Consider the following 23,497-nt stretch of genomic DNA (forward strand, 5'->3'; position numbering starts at 1 on the left):
ATTCATGTGACTAGTCAACCTGCTTCTGCGTCCACGGCCCGTTCGGGCGCCCCCGTCGAGGGCAGAATGCTTGAATAGAGTTAACCAGCATTTACCGTGATCGTCATTCTCTGGCCCTCGGTATCCGCACACAGGATGAGCGAACGATACTGGCTCACCATCCGGGTCAAGTGTGGCGACAACGCGGCAACACAAAGGCCGCGCATGGAAGCTCCATACGCGGTTTCGCATGTTCGGATGAAAATGTCGACCGTCTATTCGGCGCTAAGGGCCGAGCGCACGCTCCACGCGGGCGTTGTAGCCATAGATGTCGGGCCGCGTCTGTAGCTTCCCTGCATCATCGACGAACGCCGTGAAATAGGTGATGTGAATGGGGATCTTTTTGGGCAGCTTGACCCAGCTTTCGCGCCCGCCAATCATTTTGCGCAGCCGCTGCTTGGTCCAGCCGCCTTCATAGCCAAGCAGCACGTCGGCGAAATCGAGCGGGTTCTGGACGCGGACGCAGCCATGGCTGAAGGCGCGCGCATCGCGCTGGAACAGGCTCTTCGACGGCGTGTCGTGCAGATAGACCGAGTGCTCGTTGGGGAAGAGGAACTTGATCGAGCCGAGCGCATTGTCGTCGCCCGGAACCTGGCGGATCTGGATGTTGCGCGCACTCGCCGTGCTCCAGTCCACCGAGGACGGGCTAACGGGAACGACCTTGCCGCCCACTTTGGCCAAGACCTGATAGCCGTTGCGGGAGAGATAGGACGGATCCTGACGAGCCTTTGGCAGCATCTCCTTCATCGTGATGGAGGCGGGAATGTTCCAGCTCGGATTGACGACGATTGATTCCATCTCGTCGGAAAAGATCGGCGTCTGATTGGTGACTTTGCCGGTGACGACGCGTGTCTGGTGAACGACTGTGTCACCGTCGAAGACACGCACCTCGAATTCGGGAACATTCACCGCGACGTGGAAGGCGCCGAGGTCGCGCGGCAGCCACCGCCAACGCTCCATATTGGCGATGATCTCGGCGGTTTTGTTCTTTCCAACACCGTTCAGGAACGCGATCGTATTGCCGCCGGCAGCACCGTCGGCCTTGAGGCCGCTCGATGCCTGGAAGCGGGCGACCGCTTCTGCCAGGGCGTTGTCGTAAACGTCCGGATTGTCGCTGACCGGCGCGAGCGCCAGCCGGGCGCGCAGCAGCGGGACACGCGGATCGCTGGTGCCGAGCTTCAGCAGCTTGCCCTCGGCAATCGGAGCGGGTGCATCGGCGGGCTGCGTCTTGCGGGCCTCGGCGAGTGCTGCCTTCAGCGCCCGATATCCGGCATGCGGCGGATTGTAGCTGTCGACCGCGGCGGCGGCGTCCTTCGCGGACGAGACGCTGGCGAGAATCTCGACCGGATCGGGCAGCAGCGGCTTGATGGTGATCAGCTTGCCGACGGAAGCCGGATCGAGCCGGCCTGCATACGCTTGGCGCGCATAGGTGAGCAGCGCCCTGTCGAGAGTCATCTCGACGGCGGCGGCAAGATCGGGGCCGAGCGGCGCGGCGCTGCCGAGCGTCTTGGCCGGCAGTGCATAGGCGGCGGGATCAAGGCCGTCATCGGCGGCGCCCGCGATGCGCGCCATGACGGCTTGCGCCGACGGGGTCAGATGCCCGTCCTTCACCCAGACCGGCTGGTAGTCGCGCTCGGAATAGAATTCGGCCATCGCGGCGCGGTCGCGCTTCTCGAGGAACGTCTCCTTCGCCGGCGCAATGGCAATCGCAGCCTTCAGCGCGATGGCGGCCGGATCGCTGGCAACGTCAGCCACCGTCAGGCTCGCCACGCTGCCGGCGCGCTCGCGGAACGTCTTGCCCTCAGGCAGATAAGCGCTCGCAGATCCTGCCGTCAGCACGAGAAGCGCCGTTCCCGCCAACAATGCCGTCAAACGCTTCTCGATCATGGCTGTTTCCCTGCCGAACTTCTGACAGACGACGCACAAACGGGCCTGTCGTTCCCGCCCAGCTTCCGTTTCCGGGCCGGAACTTCTTTCAACACCCGTTCGGACGAAGACGCTGCGATCCTGGTCACTCTGCCGCGAGCTCCTCTTCACCATCGGCAATGCCGAGTTCCTTGAGCTTGCGATAGAGGGTGGAGCGCCCGATTCCGAGTTTCCGGGCAACCGTTGCTATGCGGCCACGGTAATGTTCGATGGCGAGGCGGATGGTGTCGGCCTCGATGGCTTCGAGCGTGCGGATATCGCCGCCAGCGTCGAAGATCATGACGGGCGTGTCGACAGCACTATCGGCCCTCGGCGCTGTGTCCGTGTCAGACAAGTCGATGGCCGGGCGCGTCGCCGGATCGTGCTGCGGCTCGATCTGCGGGAATTCGCCCGCCGTGATCATCGGCCCGTCCGCGAGCACGACCGCGCGGAACATCGCATTTTCGAGCTGACGGATATTGCCGGGCCAAAGGCTGCGCGAAAGCAAGTCGAGCGCATCAGGCGCGATCGCCTGGAGACGCGGCTTCTTCTCCTCGGCGGCGAAGCGGGCGAGAAAATGCCGGGCGAGCTCCGGGATGTCCTCGCGCCGTTCCCGGAGCGGCGGCACGCGGATCGGGAAGACGTTCAGGCGGTAATAGAGATCCTCGCGGAAGCGTCCTTCCTTCACGAGCGCGATCAAATCCCGGTTGGTGGCCGAGATCAGGCGGAAATCGACGCGAACCGACCGCTTGCCGCCAACTGGATCGACCTCGCCCTCCTGCAGCGCGCGCAGCAGCTTGACCTGCGCGTCGAGCGGCAGTTCCCCGACCTCGTCAAGGAACAGCGTGCCGTTATGCGCTTCCTGGAATTTGCCGGCGTGCTTCTCGGTCGCGCCGGTGAAGGCACCGCGCTCGTGGCCGAACAGGATCGATTCGACGAGATTGGCGGGGAGGGCACCGCAATTGACGGTGACGAAAGGCTTTGCCCGCCGCTCGCCCGAGCCCTGGATGGCTCGCGCGATCAGTTCCTTGCCGACGCCGCTCTCGCCCTCGATCAGGATCGGGATCGAGGAACTCGCCGCGCGGCGCGCCAGGGCGATGACGCGGTCCATGGCCGGGCTCGCCGTCACGATATCGCGGAAGCCCAGCGTGCCATTGGCCGAGCGTTTGACTCTCGCCAGTTCGCTTTCCAGCGTGCTGAGCCGCAGCGCATTGGCGATCGACACTTCGATGCGCTCAGGCGACATCGGTTTCACGACGAAGTCGGTCGCGCCGGCCCGCATCGCGCTGACGACGGTGTCGATGCCGCCATGCGCCGTCTGTACGATGACTGGCAGGCTGCGTCCGAGCGGCGGAAGACGTTCCAGCACGCCCATCCCGTCGAGCTCTGGCATTAAGAGATCGAGAATCATCAGTTGGAAGCGATCGCCGTCCGGGCCGGCGAGGCGGTCGAGCGCTGCGCGGCCATTTTCGACGGTCACGACCTCATGGCCGAGCCGGCTCGCGGCTGCTTCGAGCAGCCGGCGTTGCACGGGATCGTCGTCGACGATCAGAATTCTCGCGGACATGAAGGTCGACTGTGCTCCCGGTATCCGGCAAGGCGGCATGCGCTGCCGGCTTGCCGTGCCAAGCGCATGATCGCGGCGGTTCCTTAACGTCGGCCTTACGCCCGCCTTACGATCGCGTCATGTTGTGAAGTGTTGATTGATCGCGGTTGCTGACCCTATCTACGCAGCACCATCCTCGACATCCGGACATCACCCTATGCGCCCGACTGCCAAGCCAGCCTTCGCCCCCGCCGGCGTCGCGACCGCGACGACGAACGAGATCGGGCACCTGCCGGAATGGGACCTCACCGATCTCTATCCCGGCACGCAGTCTCCGGCGATCGAGGCCGATCTAGCCCGGGCCAGCCGCGATTCGGCTGAATTCGAGGCGAAGTGGAAGGGGACACTGGAGGTCCTGGCGCGCGAGGGCGGCCTCGTCGAGCCGATCCGCGCCTATGAGGCGCTCGATGAACTGCTTGGCCGGCTCGTCTCGTATGCCGGGCTCGTCTATTCCGGCGATACCACCGATCCGGCGGGCGCAAAGTTTTATGGCGACGTGCAGCAGAAGGTGACCGACGCCGGCACGCATGTGCTGTTCTTCACGCTCGAACTGAACCGGATCGACGATCAGGTGATGGAAGCAGCGATGGCGGCCGATCCGGCGCTGGCGCATTACCGGCCTTGGATCGAAGACGTCCGCAAGGAAAAGCCCTATCAGCTCGAGGATCGGGTCGAGCAGCTCTTCCACGAGAAGTCGGTGACAGGGCGCGGCGCCTGGAACCGGGTTTTCGACGAAACGATGGCTTCGCTGCGCTTCGACGTGAACGGCGAGATCCTGACGCTCGAGCCGACGCTCAACCTGATGCAGGATGCGGACGAGACGAAGCGGAAGGCTGCCGCCGAGGCGCTCGCCACTACCTTCTCGGAGAATATCCGTCTCTTCACGCTGGTGACCAACACGCTCGCGAAGGACAAGGAAATCTCCGATCGCTGGCGGGGTTTCCAGGATGTCGCGGAATCGCGCCATCTTGCCAATCGCGTCGAGCCCGAGGTGGTCGATGCGCTGGTCGCAGCCGTTCGGGCGGCCTATCCGCGTCTGTCGCATCGTTATTATGCGCTCAAGGCCAAATGGTTCGGCAAGGAACGGCTCGACCATTGGGATCGCAACGCGCCGCTGCCCAAGGTCGCGAGCCGCACCATTCCCTGGACGGAGGCACGCGATACCGTGCTTTCGGCCTATCGGCTGTTCTCGCCGGAGATGGCGTCGATCGCCGAGCAGTTTTTCGACAAGGGCTGGATCGATGCGCCGGTTCGTCCGGGCAAGTCGCCCGGCGCCTTCGCGCATCCGACCGTGCCCTCGGCGCACCCTTATGTACTGCTCAACTACCAGGGCAAGACGCGTGACGTGATGACCCTCGCGCATGAGCTTGGCCATGGCGTGCACCAAGTGCTGGCCGCCCCTCAGGGCGCGCTGATGGCGCCGACGCCGTTGACGCTGGCCGAGACGGCGAGCGTGTTTGGCGAGATGCTGACCTTCCGCGCGCTTCTCGACGCGACCACCGACGGCGTGCAGAGGAAGGCGATGCTCGCGTCCAAGGTGGAGGACATGATCAACACCGTCGTGCGGCAGATCGCGTTCTATTCCTTCGAGCGTAAGGTCCACACTGAGCGGCGCGAGGGCGAGCTCACGGCCGATCGCATCAACGGCATCTGGATGGATGTGCAGCGCGAAAGTCTCGGCGACGCGATCCGCCTCTCGCCGGGCTATGAGGTGTTCTGGACCTACATCCCGCACTTCATCCATTCGCCGTTCTATGTTTACGCCTATGCCTTCGGCGATTGCCTGGTGAACTCGCTCTATGCCGTCTATCGCGAGGCGGAGAGCGGCTTCCAGGAGCGCTATTTCGACCTCCTGAAGGCGGGCGGCACCAAGCACCATTCCGAGCTGCTCGCTCCGTTCGGACTCGACGCACGCGATCCCGAATTCTGGCAGAAGGGCCTCTCGGTCCTCGAAGGCTTCATCGCTGAGTTGGAAGAGATGGAGGGGTAGTTTCTTGAAACCGGGCTCATCCTCCGTTGTACACAATGTACAACGGAGGATGAGCCATGAAGCTTGGGATCAAGAAGATCGGCAATTCGACGGGTTTGATCCTGCCGAAGGATTTGCTCACGCGGCTCAATCTCAGCCAGGGCTAATGGGTGAGCGTGACCGATAATGCCGACGGGTCAGTGACGATCTCCCCCTACGACGCCGATTTCGAGGAATCGATGGCGATCGTTGACGACATCATGGTGGAGTATCGGGATGCGCTGCGCGCGCTCGCCAAATGATCGAGCCAAGGTGGCTGTCGCTCAGAGAGGTTCTGGTCGCGCACGAGCGCCAGTTGTTGCGGTTTGGCGGTCCGGCAGGCTTGCGTGCTCCGGGGCCGCTCGAGTCTGCGCTCGATCAGCCGCGCAACAAATGGACGTATGGAGAGACGGATCTCCCCGTCCTCGCATCGGCATATGCTTACGGCATCGCACGCAATCGCCCCTTCATTGACGGAAACAAGCGCGCGGCGTTTGTTGCAATGGTGCTGTTCATTCGTCGCAATGCCGTCCTGTTTGCTCCCCCGCCTGCAGAGTCGACCCTCGCCATCCTCGGCCTTGCCGCCGGTGAGATCTCCGAGGACAGCCTCGCGCGCTGGATCCGCGACCGCATGCCAGCGGCGGACTGACGCGGCGCGTTGTTTGCTGCAGCCCTTGCAGCGCCGCGCCGGGGCCGCATGTTAGGGGCTCTGCCTCGAAGGGTGCCGCTTCTCATGTCCGATTCCGAACGCAATCGCCTCTCTGGCCGACTGTCACGCTATGCCCGCGTTGGTGTGAATGTCGGCGGGGTCGCGGCCAAGGTGGCCGGCGCGCGGCTGTTCGGAACCAGCCTCGATAAGGGCAAGAACGCCGGCGAACTGGCGGCGGCGCTCGGCGGCCTCAAGGGGCCGCTGATGAAGGTCGGCCAGATCCTCTCGACGGTGCCGGATCTCGTGCCGCCCGAATATGCAGCCGAGCTATCGCAGCTCCAGTCCAACGCGCCGCCGATGGGCTGGCCGTTTGTGCGGCGGCGGATGCAGGCCGAGCTTGGTCCTGACTGGGAGCAGCGCTTCGGCTCCTTCGATCGCCAGCCTGCCGCGGCGGCTTCGCTCGGCCAGGTGCACCGGGCGGTCGGCAAGGATGGCCGCGCGCTGGCGGTGAAGCTGCAATATCCGGACATGCAGTCGGCCGTCGAGGCTGACCTGACGCAGCTCAGAATGTTGTTTTCGGTCTATCGGCGCATCGATGCCTCGATCGATACCAGCCAGATTCTGGAGGAGATCAGCGCCCGCATTCGTGAGGAGCTCGACTACGGCCGCGAGGCGCGCCATGCGTTGCTCTACAAGATCATGCTCGACGGCCAGTCGCTGGTGCGCGTACCGGAGGTCGAGCCCAATTTGTCGACGCAGCGGCTACTGTCGCTGACCTGGCTCGAGGGCGGACGGCTGCTGGACTTCCGCGATCGCTCGCTTGAGGAGCGCAACCGGATCGCGACTGCGATGTTCCAGGCCTGGTGGTCGCCGTTCGCCCATTACGGCGTCATTCACGGCGACCCGCATCTCGGCAATTACACCGTCTTCGAGGAGGATGGCGTCGCGGGCGGCATCAACCTGCTCGACTATGGCTGTATCCGCATCTTCCCGCCGGTCTTCGTCGACGGCGTCGTCAATCTTTTCCACGGTCTGCTCGAGGATGACCGGGCGCGGGTCGTGGCTGCCTATGAGAGCTGGGGCTTCGTTGGTCTTTCCAATGAATTGATCGATGCGCTCAACATCTGGGCGCGCTTCATCTATGCCCCGCTGCTTGATGATCGTGTCCGCACCATCGCCGACGGTGTGGCGCCGGCCGAATATGGCCGCCGCGAGGCCTTCCGCGTTCATCAGGTGCTCAAAGAGAAGGGGCCGGTGACGGTGCCGCGCGAGTTCGTCTTCATGGACCGCGCCGCCATCGGGCTCGGCGCGGTGTTCCTGCATCTGCGGGCAGAGCTGAATTTCCATCGCCTGTTCATGGAGACGCTGGACGGCTTCGACGCGCGGCTGCTCGGTCTTCGCCAGCAGGCGGCGCTGGGCGGCGTCGGACTGGCTTGATATCGCCGTTTCTCTATGGTGCGGCAGCGCTCGCCGAGATTGCCGGCTGCTTCGCCTTCTGGAGCGTGTTCCGCGCCAACGCGTCGCTCGGCTGGCTACTGCCTGGCCTCGGGGCGCTCGTTCTCTTCGCATTTCTGCTGACATTGACGCCGGCCGCCAGCGCGGGTCGGACATTCGCCGTCTATGGCGGCGTCTATATCGCGGCGTCTCTGGCCTGGCTTTGGGCCGTCGAAGGCATCCGCCCGGATCGCTTCGATCTGATTGGCGGGGCGATCGCGCTGGTCGGCGCCGCGGTGATCCTCTGGGCACCCCGCGCGAACTGAGCGCGTCAGCGTGGCGGATTGCGAGGCGTTATCTTCTGAGCTATAGCCCCGGGCAGCCTGAGTTCAGTCGAGGAGCCCGATCCGATGGCCGAAAGCCCCATGGACTACGCGGAACATGACCGCACCTATCACTTCTTCATCGGGCTGACGAAATACGGCACGATCGCCGTCGTGGTCATCCTGATCCTGATGGCGCTGTTCCTGCTCTGACAGAACGCGCTGCCGCGCCGGCGCGGTGTTGGCCGGCCGGCATCCGGAAGAGACGGTTGCCGTCCGTTTCCAACATCGAGGACCATTCATGAAGATCGGTGTACCGGCGGAGATCGACGGCGGGGAGACGCGCGTCGCCGCGACGCCCGAGACGATCAAGAAATTCATCGCGCTCGGCGCCACGGTCGCCGTCGAACGCGGCGCTGGCCTCGCCTCGCGCATCACGGATCCTGATTATGAAGCCGTTGGCGCGACGATTGCGCCGGACGCGGCTGCAGCCGTTGCTGATGCCGATGTGGTGCTGAAGGTTCGCCGACCGCTCGAAAGCGAGCTGCCCGGCTACAAATCTGGCGCACTGGTCATCGCGACCATGGACCCCTACGGCCATGAGGATGCGGTCAATGCCATGGGCGAAGCCGGCATCACGGCGATCGCCATGGAGTTCATGCCGCGCATCACCCGCGCGCAGGTCATGGACATCCTTTCCAGCCAGGCCAATCTCGCTGGCTACCAGGCGGTGATCGACGCGGCCTCGACCTATGATCGCGCGCTGCCGATGATGATGACCGCCGCCGGCACTGTTCCGGCGGCCCGCGTTTTCGTCATGGGCGCCGGTGTCGCGGGTCTGCAGGCGATTGCGACCGCCCGGCGTCTTGGCGCGGTGGTCACGGCGACCGATGTCCGCCCGGCCGCCAAGGAGCAGGTCGAGAGCCTCGGAGCGAAGTTCGTCGCCGTCGAGGACGAGGAGTTCAAGCAGGCCGAAACGGCGACCGGCTACGCAAAGCCGATGTCGCCCGAATATCAGGTCAAGCAGGCGGCGCTCGTTGCCGAACACATCAAGAAGCAGGACATCGTCATCACGACCGCCCTGATCCCGGGACGCGCCGCGCCGCGCCTCGTGACTGCGGCGATGGTTGCCTCGATGCGGCCTGGCGCCGTGCTGGTCGATCTCGCGGTCGAGCGCGGCGGCAATGTCGAGGGCAGCAAGCCCGGTGAAGTCGTCGATCTCGATGGACGCCGCATCGTCGGATACCTCAACGTGGCCGGCCGCATCGCGGCCACGGCGTCCCAGCTCTACGCGAAAAACCTTGCGGCCTTCCTGGAGACGCTGGTCGACAAGACGAGCAAGGAACTGGCCGTCAACTGGGATGATGAACTCGTCAGGGCGACGGTGCTGACGCGCGACGGTGCGGTCGTGCATCCTGCCTTCAAGCCGAAGACCGTCACCGCGGACGAAGGGAGCCTCTGATGGCCAATTTGACGCCGGAACAGGCGGCTGCCGTCGCCCAGCAGGCCGCCGATGCCGCGACCGCGGCTGCCGAGGCCGCCCAGCAGGCTGCCCGCGCTGCCCATCAATATGCCGCCCAGGCCGGCGTGCCGGGCGATGGCGGACTGGCGGATGCCACCAGCCTTGCGCTTCACGCGGCAACGGGCGGGGCCATTGATCCCTTCGTCTTCCGCCTCTCGATCTTCGTTCTCGCGATCTTCGTCGGCTACTACGTCGTCTGGCAGGTGACGCCGGCACTGCATACGCCGTTGATGTCGGTCACCAATGCGATCTCCTCGGTGATCGTGGTCGGCGCCTTGCTGGCGGTGGGCGTGGACGCAGTCGGCAATACGGCAGGCCATGGCCTTGCCCAGGGCTTCGGCTTTGTCGGGCTGATCCTTGCGAGCGTCAACATCTTCGGCGCCTTCCTCGTCACCAGCCGCATGCTGGCGATGTACAAGAAAAAGACGAAGTGAGGATCGCGCCATGACAACCGCCAACATCACGGCCGTCCTCTATCTCGTCTCCGGCGTCCTGTTCATCATGGCTCTGCGCGGGCTTTCGAGCCCGGCAACGTCGCGGCAGGGCAACCTCTACGGCATGGTCGGCATGGCAATCGCCATCCTGACGACGCTGGTGCTCGCCGCGCCATCGAGCGCGACCGCCTGGGCATTGATCATCCTTGGCCTCGGCATCGGCGGCGGCATCGGCGCGGTTATCGCCCGCCGTATAGCGATGACCGCGATGCCGCAGCTCGTCGCCGCTTTCCACTCGCTGGTCGGCCTCTCCGCCGTCATGGTCGCCGCCGCCGCGCTCTATGCGCCGGCTGCCTTCGGGATCGGCGAGGTTGGCGACATCCACCGCCAGGCGCTGTTCGAAATGAGCCTCGGCGTCGCGATCGGCGCAATCACCTTCACCGGCTCGGTGATCGCCTTCCTGAAGCTCAACGGCAACATGTCTGGCAAGCCGATCATCCTGCCGATGCGGCATCTGATCAACATCGCGCTCGCCGCGCTGCTGGTCGTGCTGATCATCGCGCTGGTTTCGAGCGGCAACCCGACGCTGTTCTGGCTGATCGTCCTCGTCAGCCTCGTCCTCGGCGGTCTGATCATTGTGCCGATCGGCGGCGCCGACATGCCGGTCGTCGTCTCGATGCTCAATTCCTATTCCGGCTGGGCGGCGGCGGGCATCGGCTTCACGCTCGGCAACACCGCGCTCATCGTCACGGGTGCCTTGGTCGGCTCTTCGGGCGCGATCCTCTCCTACATCATGTGCAAGGCGATGAACCGCTCGTTCATCTCCGTCATCCTCGGCGGCTTCGGTGGCGAGCAGGCTGCAGCCGCTGGCGGCGCGGTCGAGCAGCGTCCTGTGAAGCAGGGCTCGGCCGAGGACGCGGCCTTCATCATGAAGAACGCCTCGAAGGTCATCATCGTGCCTGGCTATGGCATGGCAGTGGCGCAGGCCCAGCACGCGCTGCGCGAAATGGCCGACAAGCTGAAGCATGCCGGCGTCGAGGTGAAATACGCCATCCATCCGGTGGCCGGGCGCATGCCGGGCCATATGAACGTGCTGCTGGCCGAAGCCAATGTTCCCTATGACGAGGTGTTCGAACTCGAGGACATCAACTCGGAATTCGCACAGGCCGACGTCGCCTTCGTCATCGGCGCCAATGACGTGACCAATCCGGCGGCGAAGACCGACAAGACCTCGCCGATCTACGGCATGCCAATTCTCGATGTCGAGAAGGCGGGGACAGTGCTCTTCATCAAGCGCGGCATGGGCTCGGGCTATGCCGGCGTTGAGAACGAACTGTTCTTCAAGGACAACACCATGATGCTCTTCGCCGACGCGAAGAAGATGGTCGAGAGCATCGTGAAGTCGCTCGACTGAACGAAGGGCCGCCTCCTTCCGACAAGCGGCCGCCTTCGGGTGGCCGTTTGCTTTTGAGGGCGTGCTGAATGCGCAAGTTCCGCACCTGTGGAGGTCCGACAGATGGGTGATCCGGCTATCGCATCGTTCGAGCTGCGGCAGCTCCGTGCGCCGGATGCCGAAGCATTTCGCGCCCTGCGCCTTGCCGGTCTCATCAACGCGCCGACGGCCTTTGGGGCCAGCCCGGCTCAGGAGGTGGCGCGTCCGATCGAGACGGTTCGGGCGCTGCTTGACGCGGCACCCAACGCCGTTTTTGGAGCCTTTGTCGAAGGGCGGCTGGTGGGTCTCGCTGGCTTCTTCAGGCATGACGGAGACAAGGCGCGCCATCGCGGCCAACTCTGGGGCGTCTATGTCGACCCTGCTGTGCGAGGGCGAGGGGTTGCCCGCCGTCTCGTTGAGGCGGTGATCGATCACGCACGCCGCCATGTTGCCATTCTCGAGGCGGCGGTTTCGGTCGGCAACGATCATGCCGGGGCGCTCTATAGCGTGCTCGGGTTTGAAGCCTATGCGCGCCACCCGGCGGCGCTCATGGTCGAGGGCGCCTTCATCGACGAGATTTTGCTGCGCCTCGATTTCCGCGCGTAGCCGGTCGAGCGTGCGCTCTTGGGCCTGCGCTCTTGGCGGGCCTGTCATGCCGGCTCGAACAGAGCCGCGGGAGACGACTACCGGCCAGTCAGCAGCGTGTATCAGGCGCCGTTCGGAGCCGTGCGGCGCATGCCGTCGCGGGCTGGGACGTAGCCCGGATTGATGATCTGGGCGCGGGCGAAAGCATCATGCGCCTTGCCGGGCTCGCCGAGCTTTTCGAGCGCGAGACCCTGATAGGTCCAGCCGAGATAGGACTGCTTGTCCTTCCGGACGGCGATGTTGAAATCGTCAAGCGCCGCCTTGTAGTCGCCCATCGCGAGATAGGAGAGACCGCGGCTGAGATAGGGATCGACCGTGTTCGGCGCATAGGTCGTCGCGGCGGTCAGATCCTGGATCGCGTCGTCATGGCGGTTCTGGCTCTGATAGATCAGAGCGCGGTTGTAATAGCCCTTCGGGTCGTTCGGCTCGAGCTGGATGGCGCGCGTCAGGTCGGCCAGCGCCAGATCGACCTGCCCCTGCGAGCGATAGAGATTGGCACGGCCGACATAGGCGTCGCTGTAGTTCGGATTGAGCTGGATCGCGGTGTTGTAGTCCGCCAGTGCCTTCTGGTCCTGCTTCATGCGCCGCTCGACAAGCGCGCGATTGGAGTAGGCCTGGTAGAAGTTCGGGTTAAGCTGGATCGCCCTGTTGAAGTCGGCGAGGGCGTCCTCATAGCGGCCAGCGCGGCCATAGGCCGTGCCGCGCACATTGTAGCTCGAGGCGTCGTTCGGGCTCTGGCTGACGACCGCGCTCAGTGAGGCGATATTGGCCGGCGAGGCGATCGCCGGGTCGATGCCCGCTTCCGGGCCTGGCAAGCCGGACTGGCAGCCCGCGAGGGCGAGGGCGATGAGCGAGCCACCGATAAAATGGCCCGCAGTTCTCGATCCGCCCGGTCGGCGCAGCATCAGCATCGAGACGTTCATGGGCGGCTCCTCATTCGGTGTGTCCAGGCGCCAGGATGAAGACGAGCAAAGGGCAACGAACACCGCGCCTGCGGGCTCGTTACCCTTATGACCTTAGCGGAAGGGCGAAAGGATGGCGCCGACTAAAGTCGGCCGCCAGTCTCAGTGCTTGTTCGCTTTCGGCGCCGCGACGATGCCGAGCTCGCGCTGGGCCTTCTTGCGCGCCAGCTTGCGGGCGCGGCGAACGGCCTCGGCCTTCTCACGAGCGCGCTTCACGGACGGCTTCTCGTAGAAGTCGTGGAGCTTCATCTCGCGGAAGATGCCTTCTCGCTGCATCTTCTTCTTGAGGACCTTGAGCGCCTGGTCGACGTTGTTGTCGCGAACGAGTATCTGCACGCGGTTGCGTCCTGTCTTGATCCGATCGGTAGGGTTTGCGGGAACGTCAGGCGCGCTTCGCTAACAAATCTGCGGCCTTTGTCCCGAATTCGGGGGCTCTCATAGCAGAAGCCGCAAAGGGCGTCAAAGCGTCTGCGGGACGAAAAGCGCGGATTTTCGGTGTTTTTGAGCCGTCTCAGCCGCTATGTGTCATTGCTGACGCATGATCCGGGTAAAGGAATGACACTGTGAAGCTCGAGAACAAACTGGCCATCGTCACCGGCGGCGCAAAGGGAATCGGCTTCGCCATTGCCGAACGCTTTCTTCAGGAGGGCGCGCGGGTCGTCATCGCCGACATCGACGAGGACGCAGGGTCAGCGGCGGTCCAGCGCCTCGGCGCGGAGGGGGCCTGCCGTTTTGTGCGCTGCGATGTCGGCGATCGCGACGACGTCGCCAATCTCGTCGCGGCCGCAATGACCTTCGGCGGCGAGATCGATATTCTCGTCAACAATGCCGGAATCGTCGCAGGTGGTGATTTTCTCGATGTCGCCGAAGAAGATTTCGACCGCGTGCTGCGCGTCAACCTGAAAGGCGCATTCCTGTGCGGACAGGCGGTGGCGCGCCACATGGCTGCGCGGGTCGACGCCGGCGGCACAGCCGGTGCGATCGTCAACATGACATCGGTTAATGCAGTCTTCGGCCTGCCAAACCAGGTGCCCTATACGGCCTCGAAGGGCGGGCTCATGCAGCTCACGCGGGCGATGGCCGTCTCGCTCGCGCCGCGCGGCATCCGCGTCAATGCGATCGGCCCCGGCTCGATCGCGACGGATATTCTTGCCAGCGTCAACAGCGATCCCGAAGCGAAGCGGCGGCTTCTGTCGCGGACGCCGCTCGGCCGTATCGGGGAGCCTTCGGAAATCGCCGCCATCGCCGCGTTTCTGGCATCGGACGATGCCAGCTATATCACGGGCGAGACGATCTACGCCGATGGCGGCCGTCTCGCGCTCAATTACACCGTCGCCGTCAAGGATTGAGGGCGGCGGGACGTTCTTACTAGAGGTCCTCGTCGTCCTCGACCGGACCCTTCAGCGACTTCAGCTTCGCGAAGACTGCGTCGGCGTCGAGTTCGTCTTCCTTCGGCTCTTCCGGGCGATAGGAACGGAGCGCTGCGGAGGCGAGCGCGTCGGCAGCCGTCGTCTCCTCGGGGCGCAGCAGCGTCTCGCCATCGGCACCGACTTCGCGCGGCGGGGCGCTCTTCGCGGCCTTCTCGACTTCGAAATCGAGATCGATCTGCGAGCAGAGACCGAGTGTCACCGGGTCCATCGGCGTGAGATTGGTCGAGTTCCAGTGGCTGCGACCGCGGATCGAGTCGATCGTTGGCTTGGTCGTGCCGACCAGACGCATGATGGCGGCGTCCTTCAGCTCCGGATGGCTGCGTAGCAGCCACAGAATGGCGTTCGGACGGTCCTGGCGGCGCGAAACCGGCGTGTAACGCGGGCCCTTGCGCTTCTGAACGGGAACGCGAACCTTGGTCTCGGCCATCTTCAGCTTGTATTTCGGATCGCGCTGGGCGCGGTCGATTTCTTCACGCGTGAGCTGACCCGTCAGGACCGGATCGAGCCCCTTGATCGTCTGTGCGGCTTCGCCATCGGCGATCGCCTTCACTTCGAGCGGGTGCAGCTTGCAGAATTCGGCGATCTGGTCGAACCCGAGCGAGGTGTTTTCGACGAGCCAGACGGCGGTCGCCTTCGGCATCAGCGGGATGTTCGACATAAGTCTCTCCTGATCGCTCGCCCGGTTGTCCGCCGGAGGAGCAGGATTTCGTCTGATTGACGGGGTATGCCGGCTATATAGACCCCTGGACCCTTTGAATCAAACTATTCGGCTGCTTGCGGCGATGGCATCGGCGCCAGCGTCAAAAACAACGGGCGCGGCCAAGCCGCGCCCGTCATCGTCGAAAGCTGTTTCTTAGTTGGCCGGAGCAGGCGTCGCGGGTGCGGGCGCCGGTTCAGCCGGGGCAGGAGTCGCAGGAGCCGGTGTGGCCGGGGCAGGCGCCGGTGCGGTCTCAGTCGCTGCCGGCGGCGGAGGCGGCGGAGCGACGGTGCTGCGGGACTGCCACCAGAACCACGCGATCACGATCACGACGACGACGACAACCACCCAAATCCACGTATTTTGGCGTTGCATTCCGTTCCTCCTTGTTCTTCAGGAACTCAGACACTGTATTCCATACCTGATTCACGCGTCGTTACGAAGTGCAGTGGCAAGAAGCGGCCTTCTGAGGGCATGATCACGCTGCTGCGCTCGGATGACCATTTATGAAGGCACCGCCGACGCGCGGCATCGACTGATGGGCGTCTTGCTCAGACGCGGTCACGAAAGATTTCGGCGCAGCACTTGCTGAGACGAACGGCGCTGTCCACCTCTGACACCCAGTCGAGCGGGATATAGTGGTGGAGTCCGTCGGGAGAATCGCGCCGCGTCAGCTTGATCTCGTTATCGGGAAGCACGCGGTCGACGAACCCGACGCGGTTACCGCGCGAATCCAGCACCTGCATCCTGCTGAGGATCATATTCGAATTGATCATGGCCTCCCTCCTTCAAACAAAGTTCAATGCGCGAAGGACGGCTTGGTTTCATGGCTTCCCGGTGAGGAGCATGATTTTCCCGATGTGGCCGGAACGTTCCATAAGTTGATGCGCCTTTGCCGCTTCGCGAAGCGGAAGCATCGCATCGATCACCGGACGGACGCGGCCGGACTCGATCAGCGGCCACACCTCGCGATGGACCGCTGCAGCGAGCCGTTCCTTGAAGGCCACAGGTCGTGCCCTCAATGTCGATCCTGTCCAGGTCAGGCGCCGTGTCATCAGGCGCTGCGCGTCGAACTGGATCTCCGATCCGCCGAGAAACGCGATCTGTACGATCCGGCCATCTTCAGCCGCGGCCGCCATGTTGCGGGCGACATAGTCGCCGCCGACCATGTCGAGGATGACGTCGGCGCCACGACCCTCGGTGGCTGCCCTGGTCGCAGCCACGAAATCCTCCTCGCGATAGTTGATCGCCACGGAGGCGCCGAGGTTGATGCAGGCCGTGCACTTGTCGCTTGAGCCGGCTGTTGCGATCACCCGCGCACCGCGCGCCGCTGCGATCTGGATCGCGATCGTGCCGATTCCGGATGTTCCGCCATGCACCAGCAGCGTTTCGCCGGCGACGAGGCCACCGCGCTCGAACACGTTGTGCCACACGGTGAACACCGTTTCCGGCAGCGCTGCAGCCTCGACCAGTGACAGGCCGGCTGGGATGGGAAGGGCACAGCCGGATGACGCCACGGCATATTCGGCATAGCCGCCGCCCGCGAGCAGGGCTGTTACCGCGTCGCCGATCGCATGGCCGATAACGCCCGATCCGAGAGCCACGACCTGGCCGGAAACCTCGAGTCCCGGCAGGTCGGATGCGCCCTTTGGCGGCGGGTAGAGTCCTTGGCGCTGGAAGGTGTCCGGCCGGTTGACGCCTGAAGCCGCGACCTTGATCAGGATTTCACCTGGACCGGGGCGGGGAAGGGGCCGATCGACGAGATGAAGCACCTCGGGTCCGCCGGCGCCTTCAATCGCGATGGCGGCCATTGTGGCGGGAAGGTCGGGCATGCGGGCTGTCCTCATCGGCGTCGCTGCAAGGGGCGAACATTGTTGCTAGTCTCCGTCCCAGAAGGTCTCGAAGCAAGCGCAGGAGGTGCCACGATGGCGTTGTTCGATGAGCCAGCCAAGGAGAAGCCGCTGCCGCACCGGCTCGGCGAGGACGTTTCGGCCCTCTCCATCGATGAATTGCAGGAAAGGGTTGGGCTGCTCGAAGCCGAGATCGTCCGGCTGCGCGCGGCGATCGAGGGCAAGACTGCCTCGCGCCACGCAGCCTCATCCTTTTTCAAGAGCTGAAGAATGTTAGCAAAGCATTAACCTTTACGGTCGATTATATGGGGTGTCCGGTTCTCCGGACTGGAGCGGGGCCTGTCCGCTCTGTTTCTCTCCCTCCCTGTTGACCTATAAGAGCCGTGCCAGAAGCGGCTCTTTTTTTGTTCGCTCGGCCACGTGTCGCGGCTGGCAGGAATCCCTTAGCGGTTCGCTGCCATGCTGCGCCGAAGAATTTGGCTGCCTGAGGGCGGCTCGGGAGATTGGCAGGCGCGATGAGCAACGATAATTCCACCAAGGAGGACGACGTCGCGCCGATCGTTTTCGGCCGGCGCTTCGCGCATTCCGAGACGTTCAAGACGCTGTTCCGCGAGGGCATGGACTTGGTCGAGGAGACGGCTGCGTATCTCGACGGAGATGGCCGCTCCGAATCGCGCGACCTGATGCGCGCCGCTTCTCTCGGCTATGCGACCGAATCGATGCGCCTGACGACGCGGCTGATGCAGATCGCATCATGGCTCCTGCTGCAGCGCGCCGTGAACGACGGCGAGATGACCGCCGAACAGGCCGGCCAGGAACAGGCGAAGGTCCGCCTCCGGGGCTACAATTCCTCCATCACCGGCCCGGCCTGGGACGAACTTCCGGCGCGGTTGCGTTCGTTGATCGAGCGGTCCATCCGACTGCAGGATCGGGTCGTGCGGCTCGACGACGCGCTTTCCGGCGCTCCGACGGAGGCCCCGGCTGATAATCCCGTGGGTTATCAGATCGGACGGCTCGCCCGCGCATTTGGCGGCGGCGAATAGCTAGGCGACGTTCCAAAATCCAGCTGTTCGAAATGAAAAACCCCGACGCAGGCGCCGGGGTTTTTCATTTCTGGACTTCGGGACTGATGATCAGCCGCCGATGAAGCCCTTGAACTTGTTGTTAAAGCGCGAGACGCGGCCGCCGCGGTCGAGCAGCGTCTGGTTGCCGCCGGTCCAGGCCGGATGCGTCGACGGATCGATGTCGAGCTGAAGCTTTGCGCCCTGCTCGCCATAGGTCGACCGGGTCTGGTACTCAGTGCCGTTCGTCATCACGACCGTGATGGCGTGGTAGTCAGGATGAATGCTCTTCTTCATCGCTCGGTCCTTCGAAACCGGTCGCATCAGGACCGCTTTGCCGGCCGGGCCTGGCGCCCGTACGGCCACATGAATGGGAAAGCCGGCCGCGCACAGGCGACCGCTCTATCGGGGCGACGATATAGCCCACCCCTTCCGGACGCACAAGAGCGGACGCGCGCTTGAAACGGCCGAATCCCTCATGCAACTAAGCCGGAGGAGCGGCGCCGGCCGCGCGAGGGATCGAAAGCGACATGACTGACCGCGACGACCGGCGGCGGGAGGCGACGAATCGCTCGCGCGGCGCGTTGAAGCCGCTGCGGATGCTGGTGCCCTATGTGCTGCGCTACAAGCCGCAACTGGCCGGCGCCGCGCTCGCGCTCATCGCCGCTGCCGCTGCGACACTGACCGTGCCGATGGCCGTCCGGCGGATGATCGATCATGGCTTCAACGCTGACGACGCCGCGGCAATCAACACCTATTTCCTGGCGCTGATCGCGGTCGTCGCGGTTCTGGCCGCCGCGTCCAGCCTCCGCTTCTACTTCGTCACCTGGCTCGGCGAGCGTGTGGTGGCGGATCTGAGGGCCGACGTCTTCCGTCATCTCGCCTCGCTCGGCATCGACTTCTTCGATCGCAACCGTTCCGGCGAGATCACGTCGCGCCTCACGGCTGACACGACGCAGATCAAGGCCGTCGCCGGCGCCAATGTCTCGATCGCGCTCAGGAACATCGTGATGTTCATCGGCGCCATCGGGCTGATGGTGGTGACCAGCCCCGGGCTTTCGGCACTGGTTCTGGTCGCGCTTCCCGTGGTGGTGTTGCCGCTGGTTGGATTCGGCCGCAGGGTGCGGGTTCGTTCGCGCAAGGCACAGGACATGCTGGCGGATGCCTCGGCCTATGCCAGCGAGGCAATCGGCGCGATCCGCACGGTCCAGGCTTCGACGGCCGAGGTTGCCGTTACCGGTCGTTTCGCCGGCGCAGTCGAGTCGGCCTTTGCCGCGGCGCGCCAATCGACGGCCGCCCGCGCCGCGCTGACTGCCTTCGGCATCTTCATGGTGTTCTCCAGCATGGTCGCGATCCTCTGGTGGGGCGCGCAGGACGTACTGGCCGGCCGGATGAGCCCGGGAACGCTCGGCCAGTTCCTTTTCTACGCCGTGATCGGCGCGGGGGCTCTCGGCGAACTCAGTCAGGTCTGGGGCGATATCGCCAATGCCGCCGGGGCAGCCGAGCGGCTATCGGAGATCCTCGACGAGCGCGCCAGCATCGCCGCGCCTGCATCGCCCCTGCCGATGCCACAACCTGCGCGCGGGGCGATCGCGTTCGAGAATGTGTCGTTCCGCTATCCCGAGGGTGGCCGCGAGGCCGCGATCACCGGCATCGACTTCGCGATCCGCCCCGGCGAGCGGATCGCTGTCGTCGGCCCGTCCGGTGCCGGCAAGTCGACCCTGTTCAACCTGATCCTGCGCTTCTACGACCCGACAAGCGGCCGCGTCCTCTTCGATGGGATCGACCTTGCTGGGCTCGATCCGCTCGCGCTCCGAAGCCAGATCGCGATCGTTCCGCAGGACCCGACAATTTTTGCCGCTACTGCGGGCGAGAACATCGCTTTTGGCGACGTGGCGGCCACGCCTGAGGCGATCCGCGCTGCCGCGCGCGCCGCGCATGCCGACGGGTTCATCGCTGCCCTGCCGGAGGCCTATGGGACCGAACTCGGCGAGCGCGGCGTGACACTATCGGGTGGCCAGCGCCAGCGCATCGCTATCGCCCGCGCCCTGTTGCGGGACGCGCCGCTTCTTTTGCTCGACGAGGCGACCAGTGCGCTCGACGCCGAAAGCGAGGCGGCCGTGCAGGAGGCGCTCGACCGCCTCATGGCTGGTCGAACGACAATCGTCATTGCCCATCGCCTGGCGACGATCCTCAAGGCCGACCGCATCCTCGTGATGGATGGCGGAAGGATCGTCGAGGAGGGCCGCCACGAGCAGCTTGTTGCCGCAGGCGGCCTCTACGCGCGGTTGGCGCGGTTGCAGTTCCGCGCCGACGCGGCCTGAGATCAGGGCAAGCCCGCGATCAGGGCAGCCAGGCCTTGAGGCGTTCACGCTGAAGATAAATCAGTACGAGCAGCAAAGCCGCGATGACGATCGTGTGGACGACGTCGCCATGCAGCACGAAAGCTTGCGCGAGAAATGCGCCGGCATCGACGCAGAGCAGGAGAACGGCGCCGAGGACCGACACCGCCGGTACCAGCAGCGCAATTCCTCCAATGAGTTCTAGAAGGCCGGTCAAATAGCGGAACCATTGGCCGAGGCCAATCATGCCGAATTCCTCGACCATCATCGTCTGCCCTGAGAGCTTCATGAAGGCTGCAAAGAGGAAGAGCGCCGCCAGCAGGATGCGCAGGATCCAGATGACGATCGTCGTTACGCGGGAAGGGGCGGCAAGGGTGGCCATGAAAGCTGTCTCCGGAGGCTCAACTGGGCGGAAGCATGATCCCTTCGCCAAGATAGAAAATGCTCATTCCGGTTGACGCAGTGTTCGCGCTTTCACGCCCAACCGCACTACGGCCATCGTGCCAGTGGCGCGATGTCGGCAATGTGCGTGGCGCGCCATTCGCCGGCCGCTGGGCGAAAGCCATAGCGCTCATAGAGCTGGGCGGCGACGGGATTGTCGGTGTGGAGACGGAGCCTCCGCCAGGTTCCACGCGCGCGGCCAAGACATGCTGCGACAAGCCCTTCGGCAATGCCGCGCCGGCGCGCCGCAACGCGGACATAGATGAAGCGGAGCCGCCCGGTCGCCTTGTCCTCAACAAAGGGGTCGGCGCTGATCGTTGCCATCGCCAGCAGCGCGCCGCCGCCAAACGCCACGAACAGCGCCTCGCCGTCGCCGGCAAATGCGCCGGCTTCCCAGGCAGGCCGAAAGTCCGCGACCCACTCATGATCCGTCTCGACGGCTTCCTGGAGAAGAGCGTCGAGACCGGGCGGCAAGTCTGGGTCGCCCCAGCGGACGATCTCGATCGGGCTGCTTGACTGATCCATGACTATGACGCCTCCGGATCGAGCCGCTCCGACTAGCGCTCCGTGAGCTTCAGTTCGATGCGGCGATTCTTGGCATTCGCCTCGTCGCTGTCGCCGGGCTCCAGCGGCTGATACTCGCCAAAGCCGGCGGCGACCAGATGCTGGGGCGAGACGCCGCGATCGATCAGATAGCGCACCACGGCAATAGCGCGGGCAGCCGACAACTCCCAATTGTTGCGGAAGCGGCCGGTGCCCGAGAGCGGGCGCGCGTCGGTGTGACCGTCGACACGCAGCACCCAGGCGATCTCAGGAGGAATCTCACCTTCAAGCTGCTTGATGGCGTCGGCGAGCTTGTCGAGCTCGACCTTGCCGGCGTCGTTGAACTCGTCGGAGCCGGAGGGGAACAACACTTCGGATTGGAAGACGAAGCGGTCGCCGACCACGCGGATATCCGGACGGTCGCCGAGGATTTCGCGGAGGCGGCCGAAGAAGTCCGAGCGGTAGCGCGACAGCTCCTGGACACGCTGGGCGAGGGCGACGTTGAGACGCTTGCCGAGATCGGCGATCTGGGTCTGGCTCTCCTGGTCGCGCTTTTCCGAGGCGCCGAGCGCATCTTCGAGAGCGGCGATCTGGCGGCGCAGCGCCGCGATCTGCTGGTTCAGGATCTCGACCTGCGATAGCGCCTTCTGGCTCACCACCTTCTCGTTCTCGAGCGCCTTGGTGATGATGGCGATCTGGCCGTCGGCCGAATTGGCGGCCTGCGAGGAACTGTCGGCGGCGCCCTTGAGACGGTCGCGCTCGCTCTCCGCCGCACCCAGCGAGGCGCGCATGCTCGTGAGTTCGTCGTTGAGCTCCTGCTTGTTGGAGCGCTCCATCGCAAGGAGTTCCGTCAGCTCCGCGATCTGCGAATTGAGACGGTTCAGCACCGTGTCCTTGCCGCTAATCTCCCGCGTCTGCAGGAACTGCAGCAGCGCGAAAATCGACAAGAGGAAGATGAAGACCAGCAGGAGATTGGAGAGGACGTCGACGAAGGCGGGCCAGACATCGCTTCTCGCCTCGCGGCGGCGGGCGCGTACGGCCAAGTCTATTCTCCCGGCGTCGGTTGTTTCAGCGCGCGGGCGATGACTTCGAGCAATTGCTGGATGTCGCGCTGCTGGTCAGCCTGCTGCTCAACCCAGCCGCGCACGACCTGCTGCTCGCTGCGCATGTGCTGGACGAGACCCTGAATGCCTTCGGCCAGATTGGCCATGGCAGCGGTCGCGCGCTGCGAGGAGGCTGGCGCCCCGGCGCCGCCGCCTTCCTGGAGGGCAAGTGTCAGCCGTTCGACGGCAAGGCGGAGATCATCGCCAGAAGCGGCGCGATCGGTCACATCCAGCATCGTCGGATCGAGGTCGGTGACCGTCGCCAGCCAGTCTTCAAGCTCGGTGTAGAACTTGTTCTGGGCCTGGCCGGCCTGGAGATCGAGAAAACCAAGGATCAGCGAGCCCGAAAGGCCGAACAGCGAGGACGAGAAAGCCGTGCCCATGCCGGCCAGCGGGCTCTGCAGGCCGGCCTTCAGATCCTCGAAGATGACGGCGCTGTCGCCTGTGCCGACATTCAGCGAGCCGATGGCGTCGGCAACGGCGCTCACGGTCTGCAGCAGGCCCCAGAACGTGCCGAGCAGGCCGAGGAAGATCAGGAGGCCGGTGAGGTAGCGCGAGGTGTCGCGGTCCTCATCAAGGCGCATCAGGATCGAATCCAGCACCGATCGCATCGTCTGGGTCGAGATCGACATGCGGCCGATGCGGTCGCCGAGGATCGCGGCCATGGGCGCGAGCAGAACGGGCATGCGCTCCATCTCGGCCGAGCGGTCCGAGGTCCGGAACGAGTTGACCCAGCGGATTTCCGGGAAGATTCGGATCACCTGGCGGAAGGCCAGCATGATGCCGATCGCCAGCACCGCAAGGATGACGCCGTTCAGTGCCGGATTGGCGAGGAAGGAGGCATAGGCCTGGCGATAGAGGATGAGGGCGACGAAGCCGGCGATGATCAGGAAGATGATCATCCGCCAGAGATAGACCTGGGGGCTCGCAAGCCTGTAGGGATCGAAGTCTCGTGCCATCGGTCGGGCCGGCCGTCTCAAAGGGGAGGTGTACCTCACTCCTGTAGCGTGATTTGGCCGAAATTAGGAAGACTTTTGGACAGCCGGGCGATCTAGCCGCCCGGCCGAGCCT

At 64.6% G+C, this 23,497-nt stretch carries 27 protein-coding genes; 15 read left to right on the forward strand and 12 right to left on the reverse strand.

Annotated elements, in window-relative coordinates:
• Positions 1-264: 264 nt before the first annotated feature.
• Positions 265-1,926 carry a L,D-transpeptidase family protein gene (locus tag BUB39_RS21715; RefSeq protein WP_175561928.1) on the reverse strand — a complete coding sequence of 554 codons (1,662 nt, stop codon included), beginning with the start codon at positions 1,924-1,926 and terminating at the stop codon, positions 265-267.
• A 124-nt stretch (positions 1,927-2,050) separates the two neighbouring features.
• Complete coding sequence (locus BUB39_RS21720) at positions 2,051-3,511, reverse strand: sigma-54-dependent transcriptional regulator (protein ID WP_073057955.1); 1,461 nt, start codon at positions 3,509-3,511, stop codon at positions 2,051-2,053.
• Positions 3,512-3,707: 196 nt separating this feature from the next.
• Here BUB39_RS21720 and BUB39_RS21725 point away from each other — a divergent pair, with 196 nt between their 5' ends.
• From BUB39_RS21725 to BUB39_RS21770, 11 genes are all read left to right on the forward strand, one after another.
• Positions 3,708-5,540, forward strand: coding sequence for a M3 family oligoendopeptidase (locus BUB39_RS21725; RefSeq protein WP_073057957.1), 1,833 nt, complete (start codon positions 3,708-3,710; stop codon positions 5,538-5,540).
• 56 nt (positions 5,541-5,596) lie between these two features.
• Positions 5,597-5,686: an AbrB/MazE/SpoVT family DNA-binding domain-containing protein gene (locus BUB39_RS26025; RefSeq protein ID WP_425292929.1), complete on the forward strand. Its 90-nt coding sequence runs from the start codon at positions 5,597-5,599 to the stop codon at positions 5,684-5,686.
• A 3-nt stretch (positions 5,687-5,689) separates the two neighbouring features.
• Positions 5,690-5,821 (forward strand): hypothetical protein, encoded by a 132-nt coding sequence (locus BUB39_RS25905; RefSeq protein ID WP_280174679.1) that lies wholly within the window; start codon positions 5,690-5,692, stop codon positions 5,819-5,821.
• Entirely contained in the window at positions 5,818-6,207 is a 390-nt protein-coding gene (locus tag BUB39_RS21735; protein ID WP_073057959.1) for a type II toxin-antitoxin system death-on-curing family toxin, read from the forward strand. Before BUB39_RS25905 ends, BUB39_RS21735 begins: the two co-directional genes overlap by 4 nt.
• An 84-nt stretch (positions 6,208-6,291) precedes the next feature.
• Positions 6,292-7,644, forward strand: a complete 1,353-nt coding sequence (locus BUB39_RS21740) for an ABC1 kinase family protein (RefSeq protein WP_073057961.1) — start codon at positions 6,292-6,294, stop codon at positions 7,642-7,644.
• Positions 7,641-7,967, forward strand: coding sequence for a YnfA family protein (locus BUB39_RS21745; RefSeq protein WP_073057963.1), 327 nt, complete (start codon positions 7,641-7,643; stop codon positions 7,965-7,967). The genes BUB39_RS21740 and BUB39_RS21745 overlap by 4 nt, the downstream gene beginning before the upstream one ends.
• Before the next feature lie 84 nt (positions 7,968-8,051).
• Complete coding sequence (locus BUB39_RS21750) at positions 8,052-8,177, forward strand: aa3-type cytochrome c oxidase subunit IV (RefSeq protein ID WP_073057965.1); 126 nt, start codon at positions 8,052-8,054, stop codon at positions 8,175-8,177.
• Between the two features lie 88 nt (positions 8,178-8,265).
• A complete protein-coding gene (locus BUB39_RS21755) occupies positions 8,266-9,426 on the forward strand; it encodes a Re/Si-specific NAD(P)(+) transhydrogenase subunit alpha (RefSeq protein ID WP_073057967.1) in 1,161 nt (386 codons plus the stop codon).
• Entirely contained in the window at positions 9,426-9,920 is a 495-nt protein-coding gene (locus BUB39_RS21760; RefSeq protein WP_073057969.1) for a proton-translocating transhydrogenase family protein, read from the forward strand. The genes BUB39_RS21755 and BUB39_RS21760 overlap by 1 nt, the downstream gene beginning before the upstream one ends.
• Before the next feature lie 10 nt (positions 9,921-9,930).
• A complete protein-coding gene (locus BUB39_RS21765) occupies positions 9,931-11,334 on the forward strand; it encodes an NAD(P)(+) transhydrogenase (Re/Si-specific) subunit beta (protein WP_073057971.1) in 1,404 nt (467 codons plus the stop codon).
• A gap of 102 nt (positions 11,335-11,436) precedes the next feature.
• The gene (locus tag BUB39_RS21770; RefSeq protein WP_073057973.1) at positions 11,437-11,958 is read left to right on the forward strand and encodes a GNAT family N-acetyltransferase; all 522 of its coding nucleotides are present in this window, start codon (positions 11,437-11,439) and stop codon (positions 11,956-11,958) included.
• A gap of 101 nt (positions 11,959-12,059) precedes the next feature.
• Here BUB39_RS21770 and BUB39_RS21775 read toward each other — a convergent pair whose 3' ends face one another.
• Positions 12,060-12,920: a tetratricopeptide repeat protein gene (locus tag BUB39_RS21775; RefSeq protein ID WP_084527840.1), complete on the reverse strand. Its 861-nt coding sequence runs from the start codon at positions 12,918-12,920 to the stop codon at positions 12,060-12,062.
• A 141-nt stretch (positions 12,921-13,061) separates the two neighbouring features.
• The gene (rpsU, locus tag BUB39_RS21780; RefSeq protein ID WP_073057974.1) at positions 13,062-13,295 is read right to left on the reverse strand and encodes a 30S ribosomal protein S21; all 234 of its coding nucleotides are present in this window, start codon (positions 13,293-13,295) and stop codon (positions 13,062-13,064) included.
• A gap of 227 nt (positions 13,296-13,522) precedes the next feature.
• Between rpsU and BUB39_RS21785 the strand changes: the two genes are divergently transcribed.
• On the forward strand, positions 13,523-14,308 hold the full coding sequence (locus BUB39_RS21785) for an SDR family NAD(P)-dependent oxidoreductase (protein WP_073057976.1): 786 nt from the start codon (positions 13,523-13,525) through the stop codon (positions 14,306-14,308).
• A gap of 19 nt (positions 14,309-14,327) precedes the next feature.
• On the opposite strand, the gene BUB39_RS21790 is transcribed toward BUB39_RS21785, so the two are convergent.
• From BUB39_RS21790 to BUB39_RS21805, 3 genes are all read right to left on the reverse strand, one after another.
• Complete coding sequence (locus BUB39_RS21790; protein WP_073057978.1) at positions 14,328-15,047, reverse strand: DUF1013 domain-containing protein; 720 nt, start codon at positions 15,045-15,047, stop codon at positions 14,328-14,330.
• A gap of 590 nt (positions 15,048-15,637) precedes the next feature.
• On the reverse strand, positions 15,638-15,862 hold the full coding sequence (locus BUB39_RS21800) for a DUF2171 domain-containing protein (protein WP_073057981.1): 225 nt from the start codon (positions 15,860-15,862) through the stop codon (positions 15,638-15,640).
• A gap of 48 nt (positions 15,863-15,910) precedes the next feature.
• Positions 15,911-16,918, reverse strand: coding sequence for an NAD(P)H-quinone oxidoreductase (locus BUB39_RS21805; protein ID WP_073057983.1), 1,008 nt, complete (start codon positions 16,916-16,918; stop codon positions 15,911-15,913).
• 93 nt (positions 16,919-17,011) lie between these two features.
• Between BUB39_RS21805 and BUB39_RS21810 the strand changes: the two genes are divergently transcribed.
• Positions 17,012-17,203 carry a DUF1192 domain-containing protein gene (locus BUB39_RS21810; RefSeq protein ID WP_073057985.1) on the forward strand — a complete coding sequence of 64 codons (192 nt, stop codon included), beginning with the start codon at positions 17,012-17,014 and terminating at the stop codon, positions 17,201-17,203.
• Positions 17,204-17,451: 248 nt separating this feature from the next.
• Positions 17,452-17,979, forward strand: coding sequence for a protease adaptor protein RcdA (gene rcdA / locus BUB39_RS21815; RefSeq protein ID WP_073057987.1), 528 nt, complete (start codon positions 17,452-17,454; stop codon positions 17,977-17,979).
• Between the two features lie 90 nt (positions 17,980-18,069).
• Here rcdA and rpmE read toward each other — a convergent pair whose 3' ends face one another.
• Positions 18,070-18,294: a 50S ribosomal protein L31 gene (gene rpmE, locus BUB39_RS21820; protein WP_073057989.1), complete on the reverse strand. Its 225-nt coding sequence runs from the start codon at positions 18,292-18,294 to the stop codon at positions 18,070-18,072.
• Positions 18,295-18,527: 233 nt separating this feature from the next.
• Here rpmE and BUB39_RS21825 point away from each other — a divergent pair, with 233 nt between their 5' ends.
• On the forward strand, positions 18,528-20,321 hold the full coding sequence (locus tag BUB39_RS21825) for an ABC transporter transmembrane domain-containing protein (protein WP_073057991.1): 1,794 nt from the start codon (positions 18,528-18,530) through the stop codon (positions 20,319-20,321).
• A gap of 19 nt (positions 20,322-20,340) precedes the next feature.
• Here BUB39_RS21825 and BUB39_RS21830 read toward each other — a convergent pair whose 3' ends face one another.
• The 4 genes from BUB39_RS21830 to BUB39_RS21845 all read right to left on the reverse strand — a co-directional run bounded on the left by BUB39_RS21830 (position 20,341) and on the right by BUB39_RS21845 (position 23,385).
• Positions 20,341-20,721: a DoxX family protein gene (locus tag BUB39_RS21830; protein WP_073057993.1), complete on the reverse strand. Its 381-nt coding sequence runs from the start codon at positions 20,719-20,721 to the stop codon at positions 20,341-20,343.
• Between the two features lie 107 nt (positions 20,722-20,828).
• On the reverse strand, positions 20,829-21,305 hold the full coding sequence (locus tag BUB39_RS21835; RefSeq protein ID WP_073057994.1) for a GNAT family N-acetyltransferase: 477 nt from the start codon (positions 21,303-21,305) through the stop codon (positions 20,829-20,831).
• A gap of 32 nt (positions 21,306-21,337) precedes the next feature.
• Positions 21,338-22,366 carry a peptidoglycan -binding protein gene (locus BUB39_RS21840; RefSeq protein ID WP_073057996.1) on the reverse strand — a complete coding sequence of 343 codons (1,029 nt, stop codon included), beginning with the start codon at positions 22,364-22,366 and terminating at the stop codon, positions 21,338-21,340.
• Positions 22,367-22,368: 2 nt separating this feature from the next.
• Positions 22,369-23,385, reverse strand: a complete 1,017-nt coding sequence (locus tag BUB39_RS21845) for a flagellar motor protein MotA (RefSeq protein ID WP_073057997.1) — start codon at positions 23,383-23,385, stop codon at positions 22,369-22,371.
• Positions 23,386-23,497 lie beyond the last annotated feature (112 nt).

This window comes from Kaistia soli DSM 19436 (assembly GCF_900129325.1).
GTDB classification, from domain to species: domain Bacteria; phylum Pseudomonadota; class Alphaproteobacteria; order Rhizobiales; family Kaistiaceae; genus Kaistia; species Kaistia soli.

What these genes read in the sequence shown, in the direction of transcription:
- BUB39_RS26025 (WP_425292929.1), top strand. Translation starts at nt 5,597, where the DNA reads ATGAAGCTTGGGATCAAGAAGATCGGCAATTCGACGGGTTTGATCCTG.
- BUB39_RS21720 (WP_073057955.1), bottom strand. Translation starts at nt 3,511, where the DNA reads ATGTCCGCGAGAATTCTGATCGTCGACGACGATCCCGTGCAACGCCGG.
- BUB39_RS21845 (WP_073057997.1), bottom strand. Translation starts at nt 23,385, where the DNA reads ATGGCACGAGACTTCGATCCCTACAGGCTTGCGAGCCCCCAGGTCTAT.
- BUB39_RS21760 (WP_073057969.1), top strand. Translation starts at nt 9,426, where the DNA reads ATGGCCAATTTGACGCCGGAACAGGCGGCTGCCGTCGCCCAGCAGGCC.
- BUB39_RS21810 (WP_073057985.1), top strand. Translation starts at nt 17,012, where the DNA reads ATGGCGTTGTTCGATGAGCCAGCCAAGGAGAAGCCGCTGCCGCACCGG.
- rcdA (WP_073057987.1), top strand. Translation starts at nt 17,452, where the DNA reads ATGAGCAACGATAATTCCACCAAGGAGGACGACGTCGCGCCGATCGTT.
- BUB39_RS21755 (WP_073057967.1), top strand. Translation starts at nt 8,266, where the DNA reads ATGAAGATCGGTGTACCGGCGGAGATCGACGGCGGGGAGACGCGCGTC.
- BUB39_RS21835 (WP_073057994.1), bottom strand. Translation starts at nt 21,305, where the DNA reads ATGGATCAGTCAAGCAGCCCGATCGAGATCGTCCGCTGGGGCGACCCA.
- BUB39_RS21765 (WP_073057971.1), top strand. Translation starts at nt 9,931, where the DNA reads ATGACAACCGCCAACATCACGGCCGTCCTCTATCTCGTCTCCGGCGTC.
- BUB39_RS21830 (WP_073057993.1), bottom strand. Translation starts at nt 20,721, where the DNA reads ATGGCCACCCTTGCCGCCCCTTCCCGCGTAACGACGATCGTCATCTGG.
- BUB39_RS21725 (WP_073057957.1), top strand. Translation starts at nt 3,708, where the DNA reads ATGCGCCCGACTGCCAAGCCAGCCTTCGCCCCCGCCGGCGTCGCGACC.
- BUB39_RS21735 (WP_073057959.1), top strand. Translation starts at nt 5,818, where the DNA reads ATGATCGAGCCAAGGTGGCTGTCGCTCAGAGAGGTTCTGGTCGCGCAC.
- BUB39_RS21750 (WP_073057965.1), top strand. Translation starts at nt 8,052, where the DNA reads ATGGCCGAAAGCCCCATGGACTACGCGGAACATGACCGCACCTATCAC.
- BUB39_RS21800 (WP_073057981.1), bottom strand. Translation starts at nt 15,862, where the DNA reads ATGATCAATTCGAATATGATCCTCAGCAGGATGCAGGTGCTGGATTCG.
- BUB39_RS21825 (WP_073057991.1), top strand. Translation starts at nt 18,528, where the DNA reads ATGACTGACCGCGACGACCGGCGGCGGGAGGCGACGAATCGCTCGCGC.
- BUB39_RS21790 (WP_073057978.1), bottom strand. Translation starts at nt 15,047, where the DNA reads ATGTCGAACATCCCGCTGATGCCGAAGGCGACCGCCGTCTGGCTCGTC.
- BUB39_RS21805 (WP_073057983.1), bottom strand. Translation starts at nt 16,918, where the DNA reads ATGCCCGACCTTCCCGCCACAATGGCCGCCATCGCGATTGAAGGCGCC.
- BUB39_RS21770 (WP_073057973.1), top strand. Translation starts at nt 11,437, where the DNA reads ATGGGTGATCCGGCTATCGCATCGTTCGAGCTGCGGCAGCTCCGTGCG.
- BUB39_RS21740 (WP_073057961.1), top strand. Translation starts at nt 6,292, where the DNA reads ATGTCCGATTCCGAACGCAATCGCCTCTCTGGCCGACTGTCACGCTAT.
- BUB39_RS21775 (WP_084527840.1), bottom strand. Translation starts at nt 12,920, where the DNA reads ATGAACGTCTCGATGCTGATGCTGCGCCGACCGGGCGGATCGAGAACT.
- BUB39_RS21715 (WP_175561928.1), bottom strand. Translation starts at nt 1,926, where the DNA reads ATGATCGAGAAGCGTTTGACGGCATTGTTGGCGGGAACGGCGCTTCTC.
- rpmE (WP_073057989.1), bottom strand. Translation starts at nt 18,294, where the DNA reads ATGAAGAAGAGCATTCATCCTGACTACCACGCCATCACGGTCGTGATG.